This is a genomic window from Pseudoalteromonas ulvae UL12 (genome assembly GCF_014925405.1).
Lineage (GTDB): Bacteria > Pseudomonadota > Gammaproteobacteria > Enterobacterales > Alteromonadaceae > Pseudoalteromonas > Pseudoalteromonas ulvae.
In genome coordinates this window covers 25447-49871 of the sequence record NZ_AQHJ01000018.1, presented here as the reverse complement: position 1 = coordinate 49871, position 24425 = coordinate 25447, and the positions used below count along the sequence as shown (strand labels likewise).

Sequence of the window (24425 nt, the reverse complement as noted above, 5' to 3'; positions counted from 1 at the left end):
CTGCCGTCTCAGTGGGGTCGCATTATAGAGCGGCGAACTTTTTTGGCAAGGGTTATTTTAAGAAAAATGCAAAAAAGATCGTTTTAGGGCGAAATTAGTACGAAACGCTCAAAAAGAGTACTTTTATGATGTGTTTCGTACATGTAAATGGTTTAGCTTTGGAATAAAACCAGTTCCCACCCTGCTTTTTTCTGGTATTGAACTTCTTGTTCTAACTCTGTTTGCATCAGTGGGTGCTGTGATAACCAGTGGCTAGGTAAACTTAGTACTAATTTATCTTGCTCAGCGTGTAGTGTGATATCAGGTAATACGTCATTTTTTCTTCGCATTGTTAAAATTACCGCTAAACGCAGTATTCTTAAAATACGCATTACAAATTCGTCCTGATTACCAAATGTCTGTAATGATTTTCGCTCTATATCTGCACGGTGCTGCTTAACCAACTGTCCGATGATTTTATGTTGAGTCTGACTATAACCGGGCATATCGGTATTTCTAATAATGTAGCTAGTATGCTTTTGATACTGTTTGTACTCTATCAGTAATCCGACTTCATGTAGTTGAGCTGCAGCATAAAGCAAAGACACACCTTCGTGTTCTTCTATCTCCCAGCTTGTTTCAACTTGCAAAGCAAGAGTTCGTGTTAATTCTGCAACTCTGTGCCCTTGAACTTGATCGACATGATAACGCTCAATAAAGCTATCAATTGTTCTCTGACGTATATCATGATTTTGCAGCTCTGGAATCATGCTATATAGTACACCTTCACGAAGTGCACCTCCGGCTAATCCCATCGTTTCAATTTCAAGCGCTTCGAATAAAGCTATCAAAATTGCAAGTCCTGAAGCAAAAACCAACCGACGCTCTTCTAATAACCCCGGTAGCTCTAACTTATGAATATTTTTATAGAGTACTGCTTGATGCTTGATCGCATTTAGTTTATCCAGTGTTAGCAGATCATCTTGCCTTTGAGCAATCATGATTTCCTGAATAGCCTGCACGGTTCCAGATGCACCTGAGACACTTAGCCAACCAGTTTCTTTATATTGCTGCGAGATTTTAGCAATAACTAAATGTGCAGCTTTAATTGCGTCGTTGAAATTTTGGTGGGTTAGCTCGCCATCTTTAAAGTAGCGCTCCAAATAAGTGACGCACCCCATATTGAGGCTCTTATAATGCAATGGCGTGAAACCATCACCTATGACAACTTCTGTGCTGGCTCCACCAATATCAATAACTAATTGCTTGCCGATCGCTGCCGACGTGTAAGCGACACCTTTATAAATGGTCTTCGCTTCAGTTTCACCACTTATAATATTGATTTTATGATTGAGGATTTTTTCTGCTTGCTCAATAAACTGATCAGCATTAGTTGCTAAGCGCAAAGTGGCTGTTGCCACTATAGTAATATTGGTTGCTGGGATATCTTGTAATCGCTCAGCAAATAGTGACAAACACTCCCAACCTCGTTGCATAGCTGCAATACTGAGAACATTATCACTATCAAGACCTGCGGCTAAACGCACTTTACGCTTTAACCGCCCAATGGTCTGTAAACTCCCGGCCACTGATTTTGCAATCAGCATGTGAAAACTATTTGAACCTAAATCAATTACAGCATACACATTTTGATGCTGTTGAAATTGAGCACCGGTCATTTCTACCTCTTGTACTATCTCGCTCTATGTCGAGCGTTATGGGGTCTATTGCCACCTGAACGAGAGTTTTGCGATTGTGGCGCGCGCTTTCGTTGGATCCTAGGTGCGGGTATATCATCTATTAAGGCTGTTTTGTCATAATGTGACAGTGGAATAGCATGCTCCACATATTCCTCAATAGGGTCAAGATTATATGCATATTGCTCACACGCAAAGCTAATTGCTTTACCTGATGCGCCTGCACGCCCTGTTCTGCCGATTCGGTGAACGTAATCTTCACAGTCATCTGGTAAATCAAAATTAAAGACATGACTAACCGCCGGAATATGAAGACCGCGCGCCGCAACATCTGTGGCAACCAGAAAGTCCAAATTACCTGCAGTAAATTGCTCTAAAATCGAAATTCGTTTTTTCTGATTTACATCGCCCGTTAATAATCCAACACGATGATCTGCCGCTTTAAGCCATGCATATACCGTTTCGCACATATGCTTTGTATTAGAAAACACAATCGCTTTGTCTGGCCATTCTTCTTCTATTAATGTAAGCAGTAACGGAATTTTATCGGTTTGAGCAGTATGGAATAACTCTTCCACAATTCGTTTACCGGTTTTTTGACTTGGTTCTACTTGCACATGAATTGGATTTGTCATGTGTTCGAAGGCCAACTCTTGAACACGATACGATAACGTTGCCGAGAATAATAAATTTAACCTCTGTGATGCATCTGGCATACGTCTAAATAAATAACGAATGTCTTTAATAAAGCCCAAATCAAACATTCGATCGGCTTCATCTAAGACCACAACTTCGATTTCGTTCAGGCTGTAAGCGCCTTGTTTGTATAAATCGATCAGACGACCCGTAGTGCCAATTAAAATATCTACACCTTTTTCGAGCTGTGCTAGTTGTTTTTCATATTCCTCGCCACCATATACTAAACCTAAGTTAAGATTACAGTGCGGCGCTAAAATTTTAGCATCTTTGTGGATCTGAACAGCTAACTCCCTTGTGGGAGCCATGATCAGGGCTCTTGGGTGTTTGCTTTGGGCTTTTTTGTTTTGCAAAAGGTGATGACATGTCGCGGTTAAAAACGCGAGTGTCTTCCCTGTTCCTGTCTGAGCTTGCCCTGCAATATCGCGTTTTTCGATAGCAAAAGGTAAGCACTGGGCTTGAATTGGCGTACAAAATTCAAAGCCATTTTTAGTCAGGCCAGAAACAACTTCTGGTGCAAGATCAAAGTCCGCAAACTTTTTTTCTGATAGATGTGTATTATTCATAGCGATAAAGCATAACGCTTAAGCTTGCAATAAGAAACAAGAGTGTTTAAATACACATTAAATAAATTTGCTAATATATGATGGAGAGCTCAATGAGCGACAAAATAATCCAATTAACTGATGATAGTTTCGAAGCAGACGTACTTAAGTCTGAAAAACCAGTCCTAGTTGATTTCTGGGCTGAGTGGTGTGGTCCTTGTAAAATGATCGCCCCTATCTTAGATGATGTGGCAGGTGAGTTTGCTGATCGTGTAGTTATTGGTAAATTAAACATCGACCAAAACTCAGGCACTCCGCCTAAATTTGGTATTCGTGGCATTCCAACTTTGTTGCTTTTCAAAGATGGCCAAGTAGCTGCGACAAAAGTAGGTGCACTCTCTAAAACTCAACTTGTTGAATTTTTAGAAAATAACATCTAAATAAGAAAAGGGCTCTGCCCTTTTTTTTTATTTTATTTTTATAAGAGCTGGACGCACTAAAAAATAGCTGCTAGCTTATTAAGCCAAAGATACATCCCTTAGTTAATTTCAAAATACCGCAACTCAAATTAAGTTTGAGCATTTTAAACAGTAAAGAACCCACCAATATGCATTTACGCGAATTAAAAGACAAGCCTATCAATGAGCTTGTAAAGCTAGCCGAGTCCATGGGACTTGAAAACGTAGCCCGCTTAAGAAAACAAGATATTATTTTTGCCATTTTAAAGTCTCACGCTAAAAGCGGTGAGAATATTTTTGGCGGCGGAGTACTCGAAATCCTTCAAGATGGTTTTGGCTTTTTAAGATCATCTGAAGCGTCTTACCTAGCAGGTCCTGATGACATATATGTCTCACCAAGCCAAATTCGCCGCTTTAGTTTACGTACCGGTGACTCGATATCTGGTTTGATTCGCCCACCTAAGGAAGGCGAACGTTATTTTGCTTTACTAAAAGTGAATGAAGTTAACTTTGACCGTCCTGAAAGCTCTCGTACTAAAATCCTTTTTGAAAATTTAACCCCTCTTCATGCCAATGAGCGTTTACGCATGGAGCGTGGAAATGGTAGTACTGAAGACATCACGGCACGAGTATTAGATCTTGCCTCACCTATCGGACGAGGACAGCGTGGCTTATTAGTTGCGCCGCCAAAAGCCGGTAAAACGATGTTATTACAAAATATCGCGCAATCAATCACTCATAACTATCCTGAGTGCGAGCTAATGGTACTTCTGATCGACGAACGTCCAGAAGAAGTTACCGAAATGCAGCGCCTTGTTAAAGGTGAAGTGGTTGCTTCTACCTTCGATGAACCAGCCAGCCGTCACGTTCAGGTTGCCGAGATGGTCATCGAAAAAGCAAAACGTTTAGTTGAACATAAAAAAGACGTCATTATTCTTTTAGATTCGATTACTCGTTTGGCACGCGCCTATAACACCGTTATTCCTTCTTCAGGTAAAGTTCTAACTGGTGGTGTTGATGCGAATGCACTTCACAAACCAAAGCGTTTCTTTGGTGCAGCGCGTAACGTAGAAGAAGGCGGCAGCTTAACAATTATTGCCACCGCTCTAATCGATACCGGCTCTAAAATGGATGAAGTTATCTATGAAGAGTTTAAAGGTACCGGTAATATGGAACTCCACTTAAACCGTAAAATTGCAGAAAAACGCGTTTTCCCTGCGATTGACTTTAATCGCTCAGGCACACGCCGTGAAGAATTACTTACTAAAGCAGATGAATTACAAAAAATGTGGATTCTGCGTAAGATTGTTCATGAGATGACTGAGATTGATGCGATGGAGTTTTTAATCGATAAATTATCGATGAGCAAAACCAACGATGAGTTCTTTGATTCAATGAAGCGCAAGTAAGCATCAAAAACATAAAAAACTCACGCCTGACCTAGTCAGGCGTTTTTTTTGGTTCGTGATTTTTCTATTTTTGAACTATACCTACTGTATTGTTAATTAAATCAATTATGACATTATGCAGGCTTCAAAAATCACTTTACTCTCGTTATCATCCCTTTCCATAATTCACTTAGCTTGTTTATCTTATTTCGAAGTAAACACAATACTGACAATTCTTATTATTTGTGCTGACATAGCTATTATTGCAGCCTTATATTTCTACCTAAAAACACATCCCTCTTTTAAAGAACAATATCTATTTAACTTTGCCAATGCAGTGAACAATCCAGAAAAAATTAATTTAAAATTTCGCTACCAAGATACAGGTCAATTACCCCCTAAAGAATGCGTTGATATCAATAATTGGCTAGAGTTGATGGACCATTTACTCAACGAGATTTATTCATCTTCAGCAAGACTCTCCCCTATGGCCAATGAACTTAGGGATACCTACACCTCCATGAGTCAAAAAGCCACTATGCAGCATAATCATGGAGAAGTGCTCGGTGAATCCATGAATGCCATGATTGAGGTATCACGTAGCCTCGATGAGAACCTTGAGAAAATTTATCAAGCGGTTGGATCAGCAACCAGATCAGTGAAACAAACACGCCAAGATGCCAATAAAAGCCAGTCCAGCCTACTCAATTTAGCTGAGCAAATAGAACAAACCAGCAAACAAATAGATGAACTCAAGCACGATAGCGACCAAATCAGTTCCATTATTGAAGTTATCAATGCTATTGCAGAGCAAACCAATCTTCTCGCGCTCAATGCTGCAATTGAAGCTGCACGCGCTGGTGAGCAAGGACGTGGTTTTGCCGTGGTCGCTGATGAAGTGCGCAACTTAGCCGCACGCACCAGTAAATCAACGCAAGAAGTCAGCACCATGATAGCTAAAATTCAAAAAGGTACAGATACGGTGCATCAATTGATGCTCAAAGGACAAGAAGAAACAGAACAAACAGTGGCCCTCTCAAAAGAAGCCACAAACGAAGTGGATCATATCGAAGCATCAATGCTCGATATTCACTCGTTATCTGAGCAAATTCATCAGCAAGTCACACAACAAAAAGCTGTTTCTGACGAAGCACAGTTATCTGTTGACGCAATGATGGAACTCAACTCTGACGCATTATCCAGTACAAAAATTCAGGTAATCTCAAGTGATGATTTACAAAAATTAGCTCAGAGCTTAAAAGAAAAGCTCGAAATGTTCGACTTTTCAGATATGGATTGGGACACCAAACAACGTCCAGCAAAACAACAAAAAATAGAGTTAAGCACCCAAAAAGAAGCAGACTTAAAACTCGGTGAAGTCGAGCTGTTTTAGCTCGACGTTCAGTTATGATTCGATGGAAAAAACATCAGCATCTAAAAATGCCGGAAACGACGTTTTAAATTGTGCTAAAGCCTGCAAATCAAGTGTTAGCTTACAAATAGCCTCCTGATTATCGGGTGCAATCCCCAAAGGCTCACCAACAAAATCATACCCAGCTGTACCGCCATTATGCGCGACGCCATTACCATCCTCGCCGACACGATTAACACCCAATACAAAGGCTTGATTTTCCATCGCCCGCGCTTTTAATAGGGTATCCCAAATATGCCGCCTGGCTGCTGGCCAATTAGCGACATTGACGAGCACATCATAATCATTGCAATTGCGTGACCACACAGGAAAGCGCAGGTCATAACAAACAAGTGGTAGAATGCGTACCCCTTTGACTGTCAACACTGTTCTGTTTGTGCCTGCAACAACAAAATCGCCCTCGTTACCAAGGCGAAACAAATGACGTTTATCATAAAACTGCACATCACCATTAGGCCATACCCAAAAGAAACGATTCGCTGCTTTATTGCCTTGATGAACGAGCACTGATCCGGCAATCACCGCATCGAGTGTCGCTGACATCTTTTTCATCCAAACAAGTACATCTTCGCCAGTCTCATCAACTCGTATACGTCGCTCGGCAATAGCAAAACCAGTTGCAAACGTCTCTGGCAATAAAATCAGATCCACATCCTTACATTCTAGGAGCTGTGTCGATAGCTTCGCTAAATTAGCGGCGCGATCGCACCACTGAATATCCGTTTGCACAAGCGCAACAGTTAAAGTTGACATAATTTCTCCGCAGCAGCGATAAGCGTCTCATCGTTTTTGGCAAAACATAAGCGAATAACTTTGTCTGTTGATTTTGCCTTATAAAACACACTCAGTGGAATCGCCGCCACCCCAACCTTTTGCGCCAACCAATGGCAAAAATCCACATCATTCAGGTCTGAAATATCGCTGTAATCTAACAATAAGAAATATGTTCCTTCACTCGCAAGCAACTTAAATCGGCTCGCAGATAATGCCGCAACTAATACATCTCGTTTTTGCTGATAGAAGCCAGCTAATTGCTCAACATGCTCAGGTTGTTGCTCAAGCATTGCAGCTAAACCATGCTGAGCAGGGGTAAAGCTTGAGAATGTCACGTACTGATGGATTTTCCTAAACTCAGCCGTTAACTGAGGCGGCGCAACACAATATCCCATTTTCCAACCAGTACAGTGAAATGTTTTGCCAAAGCTAGACACCACAAATGCACGCTTGAATAACGCGTCGTACATCAACGCACTTAAATGTGTGACACCATCAAAGGTAATATGTTCGTAAACTTCATCGCTAATTAGGTAAAGGTCGTGCTTTTCAATCAAACCTGTAAGCGCTGTGATATCGTGTGGTTTGAGTACTTTACCCGTTGGATTGTGCGGAGTATTAATAATAATGGCGCGGGTTTTATCATTGACCGCAGCTTCAACAACCTGCCAATCAATTGCATAGTCAGGAGCAGTTAGGTGGATATGCTTACACGTGCCGCCAGCAAGCTCAATGGCAGGTTGGTATGAATCATAGGCTGGATCAAAAATAATCACTTCATCACCAGGCCTAACCAAAGTTTGGATCGCAACAAACAACGCTTCTGTTGCACCTGAAGTGACAGTGACCGTTTGTTCGCCATTAAGCTGTGTACGATATTTACGTGCGATAAGCGCGGCGATTTGCTGCTGCAAAGATGCAATACCGGATGAGGGTGAATATTGGTTTAACCCACGCTCAATATAAAGTGCCACTTGGTTTTTTAGAAACTCAGGGGTATCAAATTCAGGAAAACCTTGTGATAAATTTATCGCTTGATGTTGATTTGCCAATGCTGACATTTGAGTGAAAATGCTCGTTCCGAGCGCTGGTAGCTTACTTTGAAACACCCTTACACCTTCATATTTAATTCAGAATACCACTTGTTTGTTTTACCATGAAAACAAACAAAACAACAAAAACAGTATATAGTTTTCAGTTAAAAGCGATGGTATTATTGCATAAAATGGATGTATAGCCATCTAAACGTTTTAAGGGGCAAAATGCAAAACCGATACGCAATTGAGCAACTCATCGAAGCCGGTGAGTGGATCAGCCAAAAAGGCTGGGTGCCCGCAACGGGCGGCAATTTTTCAGCTAAAACAGATAGTGGCTTTGTTGTCACTGCCAGCGGTCACGATAAAGGCCAATTAACAGCTGAGCATTTTTTACAGTTTGATATCCATGGGCAAATCGAATCTGGTGCAGGTAAACCCTCTGCAGAAACTGATTTACACCTTAGTCTTTATCAATTAGACGACCAAGCAACATGCGTTTTGCACACTCATTCTGTGGCGGCGACTGTGTTATCGCGTTTTATAACAACAGATACACTGATGATCACTGGTTACGAAATGCAAAAATCCCTAACAGGCGTGGCCAGTCACGAAGAAACCATTCAAATTGCGATTTTTGATAATGACCAAGATATTGAACGATTGGCTGAAAAAGTAACTGCTCGCTATCAGCACTCACCTCTCTATCATGGCATTCTCATCCGCGGCCATGGTCTGTATGCGTGGGGGCGTTCTCCTGCCGAGACCCGCCGTCACCTCGAAGGATTGGAGTTTTTATTTGCATGTGAATTAGAGCGCATTAAATTAGAGGCATCATTATGATCAAAGCATTTATCACCGATATTGAAGGTACCATTACTCGCATCTCTTTTGTGAAAGACATTTTGTTTCCTTATGCAGCCAAGCACATTGCTGAATTTGTCCGTAAAAATCACGCCCATGCTGAGGTGAGCGAACAAATTGAGGCGGCTAAAGTAGCTATGAAGCAACCTGATGCAACTTTAGATGATGTTATAACAACCTTACAGCATTGGATTGAGACCGACCAAAAAATCACCCCTTTAAAACAATTACAAGGGATGATTTGGCAACATGGTTATCAAAATAACGATTTCACAGGGCACCTCTATCCTGATGCTTATCAATTTTTACAGCAACAGAATAATCAAGGATTCGCACTTTACGTGTACTCTTCGGGCTCAGTAAAAGCACAACATTTATTGTTTGAATTTTCTGATTATGGCGATATTCGTGCATTGTTTAGTGGTTATTTTGACACTTTAGTCGGAGGGAAAAAATCAGCTAGTTCTTATCAAAACATCATGGAGCAACTCCCTTACAGTGCCCATGAAGTGATCTTTTTATCCGATGTACTCGATGAACTCGATGCAGCTAAAGCTGCCGGATTACACACCTGTCATTTAGTGCGCGATGGCCAAGAAACCTCACCTGAGCACTTCTCGATTGGTGATTTCACTGAATTTACTCTGGAGCAATATCGATGAGCCAACTAAGCATTTATCACACCTCAGAAAACGTCACACCGATTTTTCACAGCCAAGATCATCAAGAAATAGCAACGCAATTAGACAAAGTGTCTGTTCGCTTTGAACGCTGGCAAGCTGCCACCACCATTACCGATGAAACGTCAAACGAGATGATTTTAAACGCTTATCAACAAGATATTGATCGACTAAAAAGCGAAGGTGGCTATTGCACTGTGGATGTCATTTCCCTCGCTAAAGGCAATCCGAATGCTGCTCAGCTACGTGAAAAGTTCTTATTTGAGCACACTCATAACGAAGACGAAGTGCGCTTTTTTGTCGCCGGTCAAGGGTTATTCTGCTTGCATATCGATGACAAGGTGTATCAAGTTTTATGTCAACGAGGGGATTTAATTTCCGTACCAGCAAATACTCCGCACTGGTTTGATATGGGATCCGATCCTGAATTTACAGCAATCCGTTTATTTAATAATGAAGCTGGTTGGGTCGCTCACGGCACTCAGTCAGAGATTGCCTCTCAGTTCCCACAGCTCAACTAAAGGAGTTAAACAATGGAAGCGCTTTTTTCTTATGGCACTTTGCAGCAGCAAGCAGTACAGCTTGATACCTTTGGTAGAAAGTTAATTGGCGAAGCTGATACATTAGCTGGTTTTATTATAGATAAAGTCGAAATTACCGATGCAGCAGTGCTAAAAAGCAGTGGCCAACGCTTTCATCCTATTTTGCGCCATTCTGGCAATCTTAACGATTGCGTGCCTGGCACAATTTTTTTAGTCACTCACGATGAACTCAAGCAAGCTGATGACTATGAAGTGGATGATTATAAACGGGTATTATTAACATTTGTTTCAGGTAAACAAGCTTGGTGCTATGTTGACGCTCAAACGACACAATTCTAAAATAACTTAAAAAGTCACGACGTCAAAAAAGCGGTTTTTTGTGATTGCTGTCAGTACTGAAATCTCACTGAGTGCAATCGCTACAATTTGTTGCTCAGTTTGAATTTTTAACACTTCAACCTTGTCATCAGAACCATCATTTGCAGCTTGATAGGTCGTGGTCAGGGCATAACCGCTCACTATTTGCTGATCTTTGAGCTGCAACTGGATACGATAACCGTACAAACACGCCACCTCGACATAATCATGGCCAGCACACTGCATCATTTACACCTGCACTTCCATGGTTAAATATTGCTTCACGCTCTCAACCGCCTCTGCCACTTCATCGAAATCTTCATACTTAATCACTTGTTCAAGATAACGCGCCGCACTCGCTAATTGTTCAAACTGGAACATCGCCGCTGCACCTGCAATTTTATGAGCCTGCTGACCGAGTTGATTAAAGTCACCTTGAGAATATGCCAGCGCGAGATCTAAAGCCTCTTGCTGAAAACTACTTTGAAAACGCTCAATTAAGTCAGACATATCGATTTGTTCGAGCAACTCAGGTGCTTTTTCCATCAGCTCTTTTTGCGCCAAATGCTTAGCAAGAGTTTCGATAAACAGCTTGCGCTCAATGGGCTTTTTCAAATGATCATTAAAGCCTAACTCATAATACTGTTTGACTTCATGGGCCATAGCATTGGCTGTCAGCGCGATAATTGGCGTATTACAACCGCACTCTTTCAACAACTTAAACGCTGCGATTCCATCCATTTCTGGCATTTGGATATCTAGCAAAATAATATCGATATCCGTTTTAAGCGCTATTTCGACGGCTTGTTTGCCATTTTCTGCGCACAACACCGTAAAACCAAGTTTCTCTAACATCAAACTAATTAAACGTCGGTTATCTTCGTGATCTTCTGCCACTAAAACAACCCCTTCAAACAATGTCTGTGGCACTGTCTCTAACGGGGCTGGGCTCAGTTCTTCTTGGTAATCAAATAGCTGATCACAAGTTAAATGCAGCGTAAATTGGCTGCCATGGCCTAATTCACTATCGACACTAATGCTACTGTTCATTAGGTTAGCGAGCTGTTCTGATAAACACAAACCTAAACCTGAACCACCAAAACGACGACTAATTGTATTATCACCTTGCGTAAAGCTATTGAAAATATTGCCTAATTGCTCTTGTGTCATACCAATACCCGTATCGGCGATGCAGAACTTCAACCCGAACTTAGTCTCAGAAACCGTAAGGCTAACAGAGCCCTGATCGGTAAATTTCACGGCATTTGAACACAAATTTATTAAAATTTGTTTGAGCCTAAACTTATCCATTTCGATGTAAAAAGGCGAAGGTAAATGATGAATGAGCTCAAGCTTCAAACCTTTGCTACGCGCGGGTTCATCAAACATTTGCATCACGTCGCTCACTAAGCTCACTACATTATGTGGCATTTTATCGAGTGTGAGCTTATTGGCTTCAATGCGTGTTAAATCAAGGATATCGTTGATTAGCTCCAGCAGATGCAAGCTATTGGTATAGATGACTTGCACTTCATCACGTACCTTATCTGCCGATATGTCACCATTTATGATTAACTCAGCTTGCCCCATTACCGCCGTCAATGGAGTGCGGATCTCATGGCTCATATTGGCTAAAAACTGACTTTTAACCTCACTGGCACGTTGTAGCTTTTTACTTATTTCTTCTAGCTCTTCGCTGCGTTGTTTCACTTTTTCACTCAGTTGCAGCTTGGCATTTTCTGAAATAGCGCGACGGAACAGCAAAAATGTAGAGACCAGTAATAAAATCGCGACGACAATCGTAAAGTTTCGCTCAGTACGAGTTTGCGCCAAACTGAGGGCATCAATCCGGTTTGTTTGTTTGAGTTGTTTGACTTGTTGACTGAGCTGTTCTGAATCAAGTAACGCTTGGTATTGTGTCAATTTATCTTGTAGCTGCTTATCTGACTCATCTTTCACTTGGTCTTTGTAGCTTTGCAAGGCGCGCAATGCTTTGATTGGTTGCAGCTGAGATGCTGAGATGAGGGCGTGTAAGGTGAGGTTTTCTTTGAGCTGATCACGGTACATCATCTCACTTGACACTTCACTCGACTGATGTAAAAAATCAAGCGCTAACTCAAAGTTTTTCGCTATAAATGCTAATTTCGCTTGTGTGTATAAACTGCCTGCATAGGCCGCTTTATTACTCGATTGCTCAGCGACTTGCGCCGCCAATGTTGCATATTCATTGGCTTTAGCAATCTCTCCCGTCAAGCTATAGAGTTCTGCCAAATTATGATACTGCGAAGCACTGTTATAGGCATCACCTGTATCAAGGTAATATTGTAATGACTTTTGTAAGTACTGTTCGCTGAGCTGAAATTGACCATCATTTTTATAGGCCGCCCCGAGATCGCCGTAACCTAAGGCTAAACCTACTAAGTCATTAAGCGCTTGGCGCCGGGTTATGACCTGCTCCAGCATTTTAATCGCGTAGTCATTTTGCTTTAATCGTAAGTGCAACCCAGCAATATTAAATAAAATATCGACCTTATCTGTTTCTGAACCCAATTCGTTATAAATCGGCTGTGCTAACTGATAATATTTTAGCGCTTGCTCTACACTGCCCATCGCAGCATTCACTAAACCCAAATTATTGTAGGTTTTTGCGCGCATAAGCGGTTCATCTATTTCGACAAACAGCTGCTCGGCATATTGATACGCTAGCAATGCACTTGGGTTGTTACCCATCAAATAATGAATGACACCTAAGCGATTGTAAGCAGAAGCTTGCTCAAGTTTTAAATCATGTGTTTTAGCGACTTCTAGGGCATTATTTAATTGCGTAATCGTCTGTTGGTATTGCCCATTTTGATAGTAGATACGACTGATTTCAAAATAGACTGTAATTTTTTCAAGTGGCGAGAGTTCAGTTTGAGATAAGAAAAGATCAAGGGCTTTAATTTGGGCTTTATCATCGGGAAGAGCGCTAATTTCTGATATTTTAGCTGTAAATGGTGACGAGTTTTGCGCATACGCTGTCGTCATGCAACAACAAAATAGCACCGCTACCAACACTGTCCATATGCATTTAATCATCAAATTGCCTGCACGCCGTTTGACGTTCCTAAAATAATTATCGAGCCTTGTTTCCTCTTTATACCATTTTATATTTATTAAAAAAACTGCATTCAGATTAACCCCCTATCAAAGGAGTCATCTGAATGTATGTTGGTGTGAATTAAAGCATGCGCAACACGCCACTGTGCACATCCAACTGAGAATAAATTCCCGTGTCGAGTACCCAGCCAGTGACTAACTCTGCGGGCGTCACATCAAAAGCAGGATTATAAACCTGAGCATTATTAGGTGCCCACTGGCATTGTCCAAAACTGCCACTCACCCCTTTAACTTCAGCCGGTTCGCGCTGTTCTATGGGAATCGCCTCACCATTTTCACATTCAATATCTAACGTTGTGGTTGGTGCCACAACATAAAACTCAATGTCATGATGTTTTGCCAGCACAGCTAAGTTATAGGTGCCCACTTTATTGGCAAAGTCACCGTTTGCGGCAATACGATCAGCGCCGACAAAAATCTTATCCACCTTGCCCGCAGCCATTAAACTCGCCGCCATATTGTCACAAATCAATGTGTAAGGGACTTGCCAATGATCTAATTCATAAGCAGTCAGCCGCCCACCTTGTAGTAAAGGACGGGTTTCATCCACCCAAACATGGATTTTCTTATTTGCTTGATGCGCTTTATAAATCACACCCAAAGCAGTGCCGACGCCAGCGGTAGCCAAAGCTCCTGTATTGCAATGCGTTAAGATCTGATCGCCTTCTTGTACTAACTCGTTGCCAAAATTAGCCATAGAGTTACACAAAGCAATGTCTTGCTCAAAAATTTCCTCGGCACAGGTTTGAAGCGCGCGAATATACTCATCTTTAGCAACTGCGGCACTCATTTTATCCATACAATGCATTAGATTAACCGCTGTTGGTCGGGCTTGGCGTAATTGTGCGATGGCTTCGATTAACTGCTCTCGAGAACACTGTTGGCTTGCCAAATGAGCAACCAATAAACTGGCCCCAATGCCGATTAATGGTGCACCACGAATTTTAAGTGCTTTAATTAAACTTTCCATATCAGCGACCGACTCACAAGGCAGCCATACTTCTTGATGCGGTAATAAATATTGATCAAGCACCCATAACTGGTTGTCTTGATATTTTAGGCTAGCGGCTTGTAAATTTTTCATCGTGATATCCGATTTAAATTGTGAGGTAAGAGCTTAAAACTCAATTCATTCATACAAAACTGAGTTTAGCAAAGGAACTATTTTACCCTAGCAAGAACTCACCAGCAACAACAGAAGTATAGACATCTAAACACTTAAGGATATAGAATGCCGAAAGTCCAAATATTGATAAGGTGTGCAAATGAGCCAATATACCGCCTTCACAGAGCAAGATGCGCTTGCCTATGTTCAAGAAAAATCAGGATTATTTACTGCAGACGAACCACTAAACTGCTACGAGTTTGGTGATGGAAACTTGAATATGGTATTCAGGATCAGTAATCACACTGGGACGAGTGTTATTTTAAAACAAGCTTTGCCTTATGCACGTTGTGTTGGCGAGTCTTGGCCTTTAACACTAGACCGTGCGCGTATCGAAGCGCAAGCACTCATTGCCCACAGTAAAGTATGCCCTGAACACACAGTAAAAGTACTCGATTACAACCCAGATTTAGCGCTCATCTTATTAGAAGATTTAGGTGACATGCAGATTTTGCGAGGCGCGCAAAATCAAGCCAAACAATTTGACTTGCTAGGTGAGCACGTCGCTGATTACCTTGCCAAAACCGCCTTTTACTACTCTGACTTTTATTTAGATGCTCAAGAAAAAAAGGCTCTGGTTGCGCAGTTTATTAATCCCGAGCTTTGCCAAATCACTGAAGATTTATTTTTCAGTGATCCTTATCGCAAACACGAACGCAATAATTATCCTGCGCAATTGCAGCCACTCGTCTTAGAGCTTTGGCAAGATGACGCACTCAAAACAGCCGTTGCTCAATTAAAAGCCAAGTTTTTATCTTCCCCACAATCACTATTGCACGGTGATATGCACAGTGGCAGCATCTTCGTCGATGCACAGCAGACAAAAATGATTGATCCTGAATTTGCTTTTTTTGGCCCAATCGGTTTTGATCTTGGTTCATTTATTGGCAACTTGTTACTCAATTATTGCGCTCAAAATGGCCGCATTCAGGATGAAAATGAGCGCCACACGATGCAAGCTCACCTTTTGCATACTTTGCATACCACAGTGAGTGAGTTTGCCCGTCAATTCACCCAATTGGCTTCACAACATACGCAAGATGTTAATTTTCAAGAACCTGCGTATATCAGCGCCTTTATTCAGAGCGTAATCAAAGACGCGGTTGGCTATTGCGCAACTGAGCTTATCCGGCGCACAATCGGTCTAGCACATGTGGCCGATATTGATACTATTGCGGATGAAAGCGCGCGCTTAGATGTGCAACAGCAAACGATTAATTTAGGACGACAGCTCATCAAATCGGCTGACGATATTCACGACGCTCAGTCACTCAAAGCTGTCTTATCGTCATTACTAAATTAATACACTGACAACGTTTATAGATAAGGGCCTTGTTAAACAAGGCCTTTTTATTTTTAACTATCCCTGCTAACGTTTAAATACACATGTTTATAAAGGGTCAAACATTATCAATAATCCAATCCTTGATGACGTTTTAACTGCGTTGTTGCAGCAACCTCAGTGGAAAGTCCACGAACTCACTAGCATGCTCGGCAAACAAAATATCTTGACGACCTTAGACACAGATGCAAATAAAGACCTATTCAAACGCAATTTTTTGGTGATGAATGCATTGTTTACATTGCAAACAGAGCTACAAAAACAGCAGCTTAGTATTGAGATCGACAGCTTTAACGTCACACTGATTGATACCTCCCTTCATCCACGCCTTACCACTCCCAATACATTAGCGAACTATTATCTCAACTGGCAAAACTACGACACCAGCGCAGAAGAAATCACACAGTTATTGACCGATTTTTGGCAACAATTTGGCCAGCAATCTGACTTTTCATCAATCAATCACACACAAGTAGAGCAAGCGTTTGCGCGATTTGAACTAAACGCCACCAGCTCCTTTGAGGCCGTTAGCCAACGCTGGCGCCAATTGGCATTAAAGTATCACCCAGATAAAGCGGGAGGCGACACAGAAAAATTCCAACAATTACAAAATGATTGGCAATTGTTGAAACGTCATTTTAAATTGCTTTCAACCGCACAAACATAAAAAGCCACATGCAGTGGCTTTTTATCAACGCGTTAGGTCATTATTTGCTATTCAATAAGGTTTGAATCTCGTCAATCTGCTCAGGCGTTAATGTCGCGTTTTGTAACAACGATTTAATCACCGCAAATTCGTGGCCACCTTCTCCCTCGATATCCAAAGCAAACTTCATCACTTTGACATGTTCTGGGTGTTTTGGTGCGTTTGGCGCAGCCGGTGGGGGTGGGATATCGATATTCAGTTCATCGCCTTGGCTAATGAACACCATTTTGTGAGTGATATCATCGCCATCGGTGTAAGCTTCAATCACTTTATCTTTTAAGACAAAGACATTTTTACCTTCCCCTGACTCTATTTGTGTCAGTAATTTACGCACTTTCTCTTGAGATTCAGCGGGTAACTGGCTAATTTTTTCATCTAACTGCGCACTGCCCAGCTCCGACTTATCAAAGTGAATAACATGATTGCCTTGGCCTTCATTCACCATCACTTTCAGATCCGATAAATCTTGTTCAAGTTTAATCATTGTTGTTTGCGTGTTTTGCGCCGCAACTACCCCTGATGCCAACATCAACCCAGATACAAGTAACAACTGACTAAATTTATTTAAACTATGAGTAAGTAACATATTTTTCTCCTTGCGATACCATCGCTAATGATTGTTTAAGTGAATAACTCTCTTACCCTAATGAAAAATACATGCCAAATAAAAAACATGTTTATTTTTAATGCTTTAGCTTAAATTCAGGTTCAAAGCCCTCTCCCCGATATCCTGATATGAGGAAATGCGAATACTGATATCAGGAAACTCGGTTTTTCACCCGCGGCATAACACAGCGAATAAATTTAATTTCCCTTAAATTACAGAGCGTTAAAAATATGCTTTGTTGCTTATTTTATGGAATGTTTCTTGATAGATACGTACAAGGCATTTATGTTATCTGAGCGTGAGCGAACAATAAGGAGTTTCAGTGAGTATTCGACGGTATTTTATTTTAGGCATTAGTCTGATTTTTCTAGTACTTGCGGCCTGTCAGGCACTATTGGTGCTGTACTTTAAAGATCAAGTGCGCCAAGACATCACTCAGCAATCACAGGTCATTACTAAAAAGCTCATCGGCAAAGCCCGGGACGATCTCAATGAGCGAATTATTGAATTCAGCGACGCAACTCCCAAAGTCATCATGTTGTCTGATGGTATTACGGTTTCAAACACCAGTGTTCCGCCGCCACCGCCCCCTAAACCTGATGAGGTCAACGCGCCCAATGCACCTAAAGCACCTCATCCGACAGTGAAAAAATATGAATTTAGGATCAATACTGAGCAAAGTAGCAACAACACCGCAGTCGCACCAGATCAGCTCATTGAGCTTCATCAACAAGCACTCAGCAATGAACTCAATACGCTGTTTATCCAGCTCGAAAGTGATGAATCGATTCAACATGTCATTAATGGCGAATTTCGCAGCTTTACCACCAGCTCCAGTTTCGATCAATTTGCACAGTTGATTTTATGGAGCATTATTGCCTCAAGCCTCGTTGCTGTAATACTGATGGTGTATTTTACTCACGCGCTTACTCGTCCAATCACAGCATTAAATACCGGCTTTGTCGCGCTACGCAATGGCAAATTAGGTTGCCAAATCACACCGCAAGGGGTGGCCGAAATCGCTTCATGCATCACTCAATTTAACCATACCAGCCAGCGCTTAGCCCAATTGAGCGAAAGCGAAAAACAACTAGAACAACAACGCCAACTGGTTGAACTAGGCGAGCTCAGTCGTGCCGTTGCACATTCGCTTCGCAATCCCATTCATACGTTAGGACTCACTTTAGAGCAATATTGGCAAAGCCAATCAACCCAGCAGCAACAGCAATTACAACGCATCGCTCATAATAAAATTGCGCACCTCAATAAAAATATCACCGCGCTGCTCACTCTTAGCAATAATGATGTCCGACGCGATCAGCCAGTGCCGCTGTCAGCCGTCATTCAAGATATTTTGCTTGAACTTGGCAATCAACACGCACTCTTTACTCTTGAACTTGATCACTCACTGAGTCTATACGGATTAGAGTCTGAAATTCGCACCATTTTACACACTGTTATAGTCAATGCCGTTGAAGCGAATCAACTCAAAAGTAGCACGCGCAATGCAATCACCATTACGAGTCAACAAATTGAAAATAAAGTGGTTGTGAGCGTGCAAGATCACGGCCCAGGCTTTAGCGAGGCTATTTTAGCCCATTTATTCGAACCTCATATTAGTAGCAAAGCCGACGGAGCGGGAATGGGGCTCTATTTAGCCAATCGGATCGCGCATTTGTATTATCAAGGCACACTCAACGTCACCAATCAGGCCGAAGGTGCTTGCGTGACAATCACACTGACCACAGGGATTGACCATGAGCACTAACACCCCCATTTTATTAGTTGAAGATGATCATGCTCAAAATGAACTCATCAGCGCCATGCTCAGCGCGGCAAGTTATCAAGTATTTAGCGCCTTTAGTGTCGAAGATGCCATCGTACTATTAAAACAACACCCCCATATTCAACTGGTTTTTACCGATTGGAAACTGGGCCAGCTCAGTGGGCTTGATTTAATCAATTACATTCGAGGTAACAAACTAGAGCACGGTATCGTGGTCGCAACCGCATATGGCTCTATTGAACATGCCGTACAAGCGATTGAGCAAGGGGCTGATGATTACCTCAGCAAACCCTTTCAACGCCAAGAGTTATTGTTAGCCTTAGCGAAAGCGAACAAAGCCAATATGCTGCGTTTAACGAATCAACAACTCAATAACCAACTGACAGAGCAAAGCAGTTTAGTCGATATCATTGGTCATGCTCCCTGTATGCAAAAAGTGTTTCAACGCATTGAGCGAGTGAGTGCCACCAGCGCAACCGTGTTAATCAGCGGCGAAAGCGGCACAGGTAAAGAGCTGGCTGCTCGGGCATTGCATCAGCTGTCTCATCGCAATAATCGCGCCTTTATTGCCATCAATTGTGGTGCCATCCCCGAAAATCTCGCCGAAGCAGAGCTCTTTGGTTCAGTCAAAGGAGCGTTCACCGGCGCCACCCACGATAAACAAGGTAAGTTTTCGGCCGCGGATCAAGGTACTATTTTTCTCGATGAAATTGCTGAACTCAGCCTAAGCTTACAAACAAAATTACTGCGTTTGTTACAAGAAGGGGTAGTCACACCGATTGGCGCCAATCACGAACAAAAAATTGATGTCCGGGTTATTGCTGCCAGTCACAAGAACCTGCACCAGATGGTACAAGATGGCGAATTCAGAGAAGATTTATTTTATCGTTTAAATGTCGTGCCCATTCACATGCCACCACTGCGCGAACGTACAGAAGATATTCCGCGCTTAATTCAACATTTTTTAGCTTTGTTTAGCCAACGTTATGGTATCAGCGGTCTGCAATTGAGTGGTCAGCTACTGAAACAGCTAATGCAATTTAATTGGCCCGGCAACGTCCGCCAACTGTCTAATACTTTAGAGCAGTTTGTACTTTTGCAAAATGAAGACGAACTACTCGATACCCTCATTCGACAACACACCCCAACAAATAACACCACACACTTCACCTTGCCAAGTGATGGCATTGAGTGGGATAGTTTTGAAAAAAACTTGTTACAACAAGCCCTCAACCGCGAAGCGGGCAATAAAACCCAAGCGGCGAAATTGCTTGGTCTAAACTACAAACAGTTTTTATACCGCTTAGAAAAACACGCGCTGTAGTACACAACTCAAAGGGTGAGCCTGAAAAACTCCCCCCTCCTCCCACCTACAGCGCGCTTTAGCGGATCGCACTAAATACAACCATAACTCAGTAAAATAAAAGGCTTGCACTTAACAGGCCGCGCTAACTGCGCTCAAATATCAGCCTATCAATAATCACCATAATATTCATCTGGACTTACATATCACATTGCAACAATGTTAAAACCTTGTTATTAAAGATAAAAAACCTCAGAATCACCAGCGCGCCCAAAACGGGTAGCGCACCAAAAAGCCGCCCAAAATCAATTAAAAACGCTGTGCACCCGCTCAATATCGCGTACTATGACGCGCCTAACAAAAAGGATTGTCATGTCAAAAATATCTATTAGTGGTAATGGTTTAAATATTGAACGCAAAATTAGCGATGAATTAGCAAAAGAGATTGCCATTATGGTACTGACCAGAGGTGAAATCGTTAAAAAAGAAATAGTTAAGCCAGCTCACACGGTTAAATCTACAGCCAAAGAAGCAATGCCTGAATTTGTTGATTTTGCCAAAGCGCACAACGCGCGTGTGAGCTTGTAGCCTGCGTGGCCGTTTATTTAGAACAACAAGGCAGCCCTGTTTTTAGCAAAACGCAATACCGCGAGTATTTTAAAGAGGTCAGGCACAAGCCATCAACCAACGCGCCTTCAGATTTTCAATGGGCGCTTGATGCTAACTGGATTAGCCGAATAGCTGACGATGAATATAAAATTACCGCAATCGGTAAAAAAGTTGTCAGCGAGAAATTTCCCAATACCGTAAAAGGCTCAACCAGAAGAAAGAAAACCACCAACCTTGAAGGTTAAGGTTTTTATAACTCGAAAATAAAACTATACCCACCTTGAAAGATTAAAAAGTTGCAAAAAAAAATCGTAGTTAAAGTAGGAACAAATTAAACTTGGAGACTACAATGAAAAAAAACATTTCAGACTATCAGCCTTAGCTTTTTTATTTTATCAACAACCGTATTTGCAGCAAAGCCAGTTCCTAATAATGGAGGAGTCAGTTGTAGACCTGGTTGTCATGTATTTGTTTGTGGGCAAATCTCGTGTACTGCTTGTAATACTGATGGTTGCGCCAGCTTTCCAAACTCTAATCCAGGCAATAATTAAGACATCTATACTAGTAACTTCGGCTCAAGAGATAAAACCTAATGAAATATTTACTTGCTATCACTCTTTTATTCTATGGAGCTGAAGTTTTTTCTGAGCCTTCTACAATTTATATTAATCAATTCAAACAAGCTCTTAAAATCGAGAGTGACTTTTTTTATGTTCCTGCTCTTTTTGTATTTGATAGTAATGGTCAATTAATTCAGGCGTTGCAGCAAAAAGATATCCGAATTAAAACTTCAGCATCGGATCATGACACCAATCATCAATACGCCACTTTGGAAGAACTAACAAACAAAATCTCACAGTTGCAATTATTAAAAACTGGCGAGCTTGCGTATATTTTGGTTGATGCTAGCTATTGCGCTCCCTGCAAACCAATAATTACTGAATTTAAACAAGAAACACTACCTACACTCCCTAACAACAAAAATATTACAACAATTAACTTGGAGTTAGATTAATGAAATCTATGTGGATAAATATCGTGATTGCAATCACTTGCGCAGCGATAGGCTTTCTGTTGGCGATGTTTTTTCAATCCCGCTCTGAAGCCGAGCAATCGACAACAATTCTAGTAAACGCAGAGCAGCCAACAAAGTCACAAGCAAACTTAAACCAAAATCTACATTCCCCTCAAACAAACTCAACAAGCGCTAACCACACAAAAGATAGACACCTACAAATACACGAGGCTAATAAATCCGCAAGTGTACAAAGCAATAATACCGAAACTACAATTTCAATGGCTAATGTTTTATCTCTAAGTAATAACAAAGAAGCGCTAAGTATTTATCAACAATATCAGCAAGGTGAATACGATCCAACCTTCGATGATACTTGGCAATACGATGCGCAAGATGCTGTTTTTAACCTACTCAAAGAATCACCTTTGTACGAAAATACAGAGATTGAACATTACATCTGTGATGAACAAAACCGCTGCAGTGCTAAATTGATGCTCAACAAAATAGGCAATAACACAATGAACGAGTTTAGTGATTATTTTTGGTCATTGAAAAAAACTCCCAGCATCATGAAAAGCGGCAAACAAAGAGATGTGGGTATTAGCTCAATCCAAAATAGCCCTAATGGCATAACCATAGAACTTGATATAGGTAATTATTAAACACTGTTTATTATCATGATCCTCTCAAGCACTTAACGGGTATTATTGGTCACCAAGCGCGCATGTCGTTATAATGCGTCAACTTTTATTTGTGACTGACTGAGCTGCAATGAAATATAAAGATCTTCGCGACTTTATTGCGTTACTCGAAAAACGCGGTGACCTCGTGCGTATCAAACAAGAAATTGATACATACCTAGAAATGACCGAAATTGCCGACCGCACCTTGCGTGCCAAAGGCCCCGCCCTATTATTTGAAAACCCTAAAGGGTTTGATATTCCTGTATTAGCCAATTTATTTGGTACCCCAGAGCGGGTCGCTCTTGGCATGGGTCAAGAAGATGTCTCGGCATTGCGTGAAGTAGGTAAATTATTAGCTTTTTTAAAAGAACCTGAGCCTCCCGCTGGTTTAAAAGAAGCGTGGAGCCAGATCCCTGCTTATAAGCAAGTGCTGAACATGCCCGCTAAAGAAGTAAAAAAAGCACCGTGTCAGCAAGTGATTTTAAGTGGCGAAGAGGTCGATTTAACTAAACTCCCAATTCAGCATTGTTGGCCAGGTGACGCAGCGCCACTAATTACCTGGGGTTTAACCGTCACTAAAGGGCCGTATAAAAAGCGCCAAAACTTAGGAATTTATCGCCAGCAATTACTCGGTAAAAACAAAATCATTATGCGCTGGTTATCACATCGTGGGGGCGCACTCGATTATCAAGAATTCTGTAAAGAAAACCCAGGTGAAAAATACCCGGTATCGGTCGCATTAGGTGCAGATCCGGCCACCATTTTAGGCGCGGTTACGCCTGTTCCTGATACCTTAAGTGAATATGCATTTGCTGGTTTACTTCGTGGCAGTAAAACCGAAGTGGTCAAGTCTATCTCAAACGATTTACAAGTGCCTGCCAGTGCCGAGTTTGTTCTCGAAGGCTATTTAACCCCAGGCGAAACAGCTCCAGAGGGGCCGTATGGCGACCACACCGGTTACTACAACGAAGTGGATGAGTTCCCAGTGATGACAGTCACGCACATCACGCATCGCCAAGATCCCATTTACCACAGCACCTATACTGGCCGCCCACCTGACGAACCGGCAATTTTAGGTGTCGCGCTCAATGAAGTTTTTGTGCCTATTTTACAAAAACAGTTCCCTGAAATTGTTGATTTTTACTTGCCGCCTGAAGGGTGCTCGTACCGCATGGCGGTAGTGACCATGAAGAAGCAATACCCAGGTCATGCCAAACGCGTGATGATGGGTGTGTGGTCGTTCTTACGGCAGTTTATGTACACTAAATTTGTGATTGTCTGTGATGATGATGTGAATGCCCGCGATTGGAATGACGTTATTTGGGCCATCACTACGCGGATGGATCCGGCTCGCGATACCACTTTAATCGAAAATACGCCCATTGATTACCTCGATTTTGCCTCACCAGTTTCAGGTTTAGGCTCAAAAATGGGTATGGATGCAACCAATAAATGGCCAGGCGAAACTACCCGCGAGTGGGGTGAACCGATAGTGATGGATCCAAAAGTGAAAGAAAAAGTCGATGATATCTGGGATTCCCTCGGTATCATCAAAAACAAAGCTTAATTGCTGAGCAAAAAACAGCTAAAATAAATAAACG

Annotated in this window: 24 protein-coding genes; 16 read left to right on the top strand and 8 right to left on the bottom strand. The window is 41.8% G+C overall.

Going from position 1 to position 24425, the window contains the following annotated elements; translation table 11 throughout:
* Positions 1-152: 152 nt before the first annotated feature.
* Positions 153-1658, bottom strand: a complete 1506-nt coding sequence (gppA, locus tag PULV_RS00530; RefSeq protein WP_193330602.1) for a guanosine-5'-triphosphate,3'-diphosphate diphosphatase — start codon at positions 1656-1658, stop codon at positions 153-155.
* Positions 1659-1672: 14 nt separating this feature from the next.
* Complete coding sequence (rhlB, locus tag PULV_RS00525; protein ID WP_086746012.1) at positions 1673-2938, bottom strand: ATP-dependent RNA helicase RhlB; 1266 nt, start codon at positions 2936-2938, stop codon at positions 1673-1675.
* A 92-nt stretch (positions 2939-3030) separates the two neighbouring features.
* Between rhlB and trxA the strand changes: the two genes are divergently transcribed.
* From trxA to PULV_RS00510, 3 genes are all read left to right on the top strand, one after another.
* Positions 3031-3357 (top strand): thioredoxin TrxA, encoded by a 327-nt coding sequence (gene trxA, locus PULV_RS00520; protein ID WP_086746013.1) that lies wholly within the window; start codon positions 3031-3033, stop codon positions 3355-3357.
* A gap of 167 nt (positions 3358-3524) precedes the next feature.
* Positions 3525-4784, top strand: a complete 1260-nt coding sequence (gene rho / locus PULV_RS00515; RefSeq protein ID WP_086746014.1) for a transcription termination factor Rho — start codon at positions 3525-3527, stop codon at positions 4782-4784.
* Between the two features lie 115 nt (positions 4785-4899).
* The gene (locus tag PULV_RS00510) at positions 4900-6156 is read left to right on the top strand and encodes a methyl-accepting chemotaxis protein (protein ID WP_086746015.1); all 1257 of its coding nucleotides are present in this window, start codon (positions 4900-4902) and stop codon (positions 6154-6156) included.
* Positions 6157-6168: 12 nt separating this feature from the next.
* Here PULV_RS00510 and PULV_RS00505 read toward each other — a convergent pair whose 3' ends face one another.
* Together PULV_RS00505 and PULV_RS00500 are read right to left on the bottom strand one after the other, a co-directional pair.
* Positions 6169-6948 carry an amidohydrolase gene (locus tag PULV_RS00505; RefSeq protein ID WP_086746016.1) on the bottom strand — a complete coding sequence of 260 codons (780 nt, stop codon included), beginning with the start codon at positions 6946-6948 and terminating at the stop codon, positions 6169-6171.
* The gene (locus tag PULV_RS00500) at positions 6936-8078 is read right to left on the bottom strand and encodes a methionine aminotransferase (RefSeq protein ID WP_193330601.1); all 1143 of its coding nucleotides are present in this window, start codon (positions 8076-8078) and stop codon (positions 6936-6938) included. The genes PULV_RS00505 and PULV_RS00500 overlap by 13 nt, the downstream gene beginning before the upstream one ends.
* Before the next feature lie 153 nt (positions 8079-8231).
* Between PULV_RS00500 and PULV_RS00495 the strand changes: the two genes are divergently transcribed.
* From PULV_RS00495 to PULV_RS00480, 4 genes are read left to right on the top strand one after another with little or no spacing between them, the layout of a single operon-like run.
* Positions 8232-8846, top strand: coding sequence for a methylthioribulose 1-phosphate dehydratase (locus tag PULV_RS00495; RefSeq protein WP_086746018.1), 615 nt, complete (start codon positions 8232-8234; stop codon positions 8844-8846).
* Entirely contained in the window at positions 8843-9529 is a 687-nt protein-coding gene (mtnC, locus tag PULV_RS00490; RefSeq protein ID WP_193330600.1) for an acireductone synthase, read from the top strand. The genes PULV_RS00495 and mtnC overlap by 4 nt, the downstream gene beginning before the upstream one ends.
* Positions 9526-10068 (top strand): 1,2-dihydroxy-3-keto-5-methylthiopentene dioxygenase, encoded by a 543-nt coding sequence (locus PULV_RS00485; protein ID WP_086746020.1) that lies wholly within the window; start codon positions 9526-9528, stop codon positions 10066-10068. The genes mtnC and PULV_RS00485 overlap by 4 nt, the downstream gene beginning before the upstream one ends.
* A gap of 12 nt (positions 10069-10080) precedes the next feature.
* Positions 10081-10428, top strand: coding sequence for a gamma-glutamylcyclotransferase family protein (locus tag PULV_RS00480; protein WP_086746021.1), 348 nt, complete (start codon positions 10081-10083; stop codon positions 10426-10428).
* Positions 10429-10434: 6 nt separating this feature from the next.
* Here the strand turns inward: PULV_RS00480 and PULV_RS00475 are convergent, their stop codons facing one another.
* From PULV_RS00475 to mtnA, 3 genes are all read right to left on the bottom strand, one after another.
* Positions 10435-10695 carry a Rho-binding antiterminator gene (locus PULV_RS00475; RefSeq protein WP_193330599.1) on the bottom strand — a complete coding sequence of 87 codons (261 nt, stop codon included), beginning with the start codon at positions 10693-10695 and terminating at the stop codon, positions 10435-10437.
* The gene (locus PULV_RS00470) at positions 10696-13524 is read right to left on the bottom strand and encodes a response regulator (protein WP_193330598.1); all 2829 of its coding nucleotides are present in this window, start codon (positions 13522-13524) and stop codon (positions 10696-10698) included.
* Between the two features lie 142 nt (positions 13525-13666).
* Positions 13667-14689 carry an S-methyl-5-thioribose-1-phosphate isomerase gene (gene mtnA / locus PULV_RS00465; protein ID WP_086746024.1) on the bottom strand — a complete coding sequence of 341 codons (1023 nt, stop codon included), beginning with the start codon at positions 14687-14689 and terminating at the stop codon, positions 13667-13669.
* Between the two features lie 181 nt (positions 14690-14870).
* Between mtnA and mtnK the strand changes: the two genes are divergently transcribed.
* Positions 14871-16073, top strand: a complete 1203-nt coding sequence (gene mtnK / locus PULV_RS00460) for an S-methyl-5-thioribose kinase (RefSeq protein WP_086746025.1) — start codon at positions 14871-14873, stop codon at positions 16071-16073.
* Positions 16074-16176: 103 nt separating this feature from the next.
* Complete coding sequence (locus tag PULV_RS00455; RefSeq protein ID WP_319608723.1) at positions 16177-16779, top strand: DNA-J related domain-containing protein; 603 nt, start codon at positions 16177-16179, stop codon at positions 16777-16779.
* A 40-nt stretch (positions 16780-16819) separates the two neighbouring features.
* Here PULV_RS00455 and PULV_RS00450 read toward each other — a convergent pair whose 3' ends face one another.
* Complete coding sequence (locus PULV_RS00450) at positions 16820-17404, bottom strand: hypothetical protein (RefSeq protein WP_086746027.1); 585 nt, start codon at positions 17402-17404, stop codon at positions 16820-16822.
* Positions 17405-17747: 343 nt separating this feature from the next.
* Between PULV_RS00450 and PULV_RS00445 the strand changes: the two genes are divergently transcribed.
* From PULV_RS00445 to ubiD, 7 genes are all read left to right on the top strand, one after another.
* Complete coding sequence (locus PULV_RS00445; RefSeq protein WP_193330597.1) at positions 17748-19193, top strand: sensor histidine kinase; 1446 nt, start codon at positions 17748-17750, stop codon at positions 19191-19193.
* Entirely contained in the window at positions 19183-20535 is a 1353-nt protein-coding gene (locus tag PULV_RS00440) for a sigma-54-dependent transcriptional regulator (RefSeq protein ID WP_086746029.1), read from the top strand. The genes PULV_RS00445 and PULV_RS00440 overlap by 11 nt, the downstream gene beginning before the upstream one ends.
* Before the next feature lie 351 nt (positions 20536-20886).
* Entirely contained in the window at positions 20887-21102 is a 216-nt protein-coding gene (locus PULV_RS00435; protein ID WP_086746030.1) for a hypothetical protein, read from the top strand.
* Positions 21103-21107: 5 nt separating this feature from the next.
* Complete coding sequence (locus PULV_RS00430; protein WP_086746031.1) at positions 21108-21368, top strand: hypothetical protein; 261 nt, start codon at positions 21108-21110, stop codon at positions 21366-21368.
* 347 nt (positions 21369-21715) lie between these two features.
* A complete protein-coding gene (locus tag PULV_RS00425) occupies positions 21716-22138 on the top strand; it encodes a hypothetical protein (RefSeq protein WP_086746032.1) in 423 nt (140 codons plus the stop codon).
* A complete protein-coding gene (locus PULV_RS00420; RefSeq protein ID WP_086746033.1) occupies positions 22138-22803 on the top strand; it encodes a hypothetical protein in 666 nt (221 codons plus the stop codon). The genes PULV_RS00425 and PULV_RS00420 overlap by 1 nt, the downstream gene beginning before the upstream one ends.
* 109 nt (positions 22804-22912) lie before the next feature.
* Positions 22913-24391, top strand: coding sequence for a 4-hydroxy-3-polyprenylbenzoate decarboxylase (gene ubiD / locus PULV_RS00415; RefSeq protein WP_086746034.1), 1479 nt, complete (start codon positions 22913-22915; stop codon positions 24389-24391).
* Positions 24392-24425 lie beyond the last annotated feature (34 nt).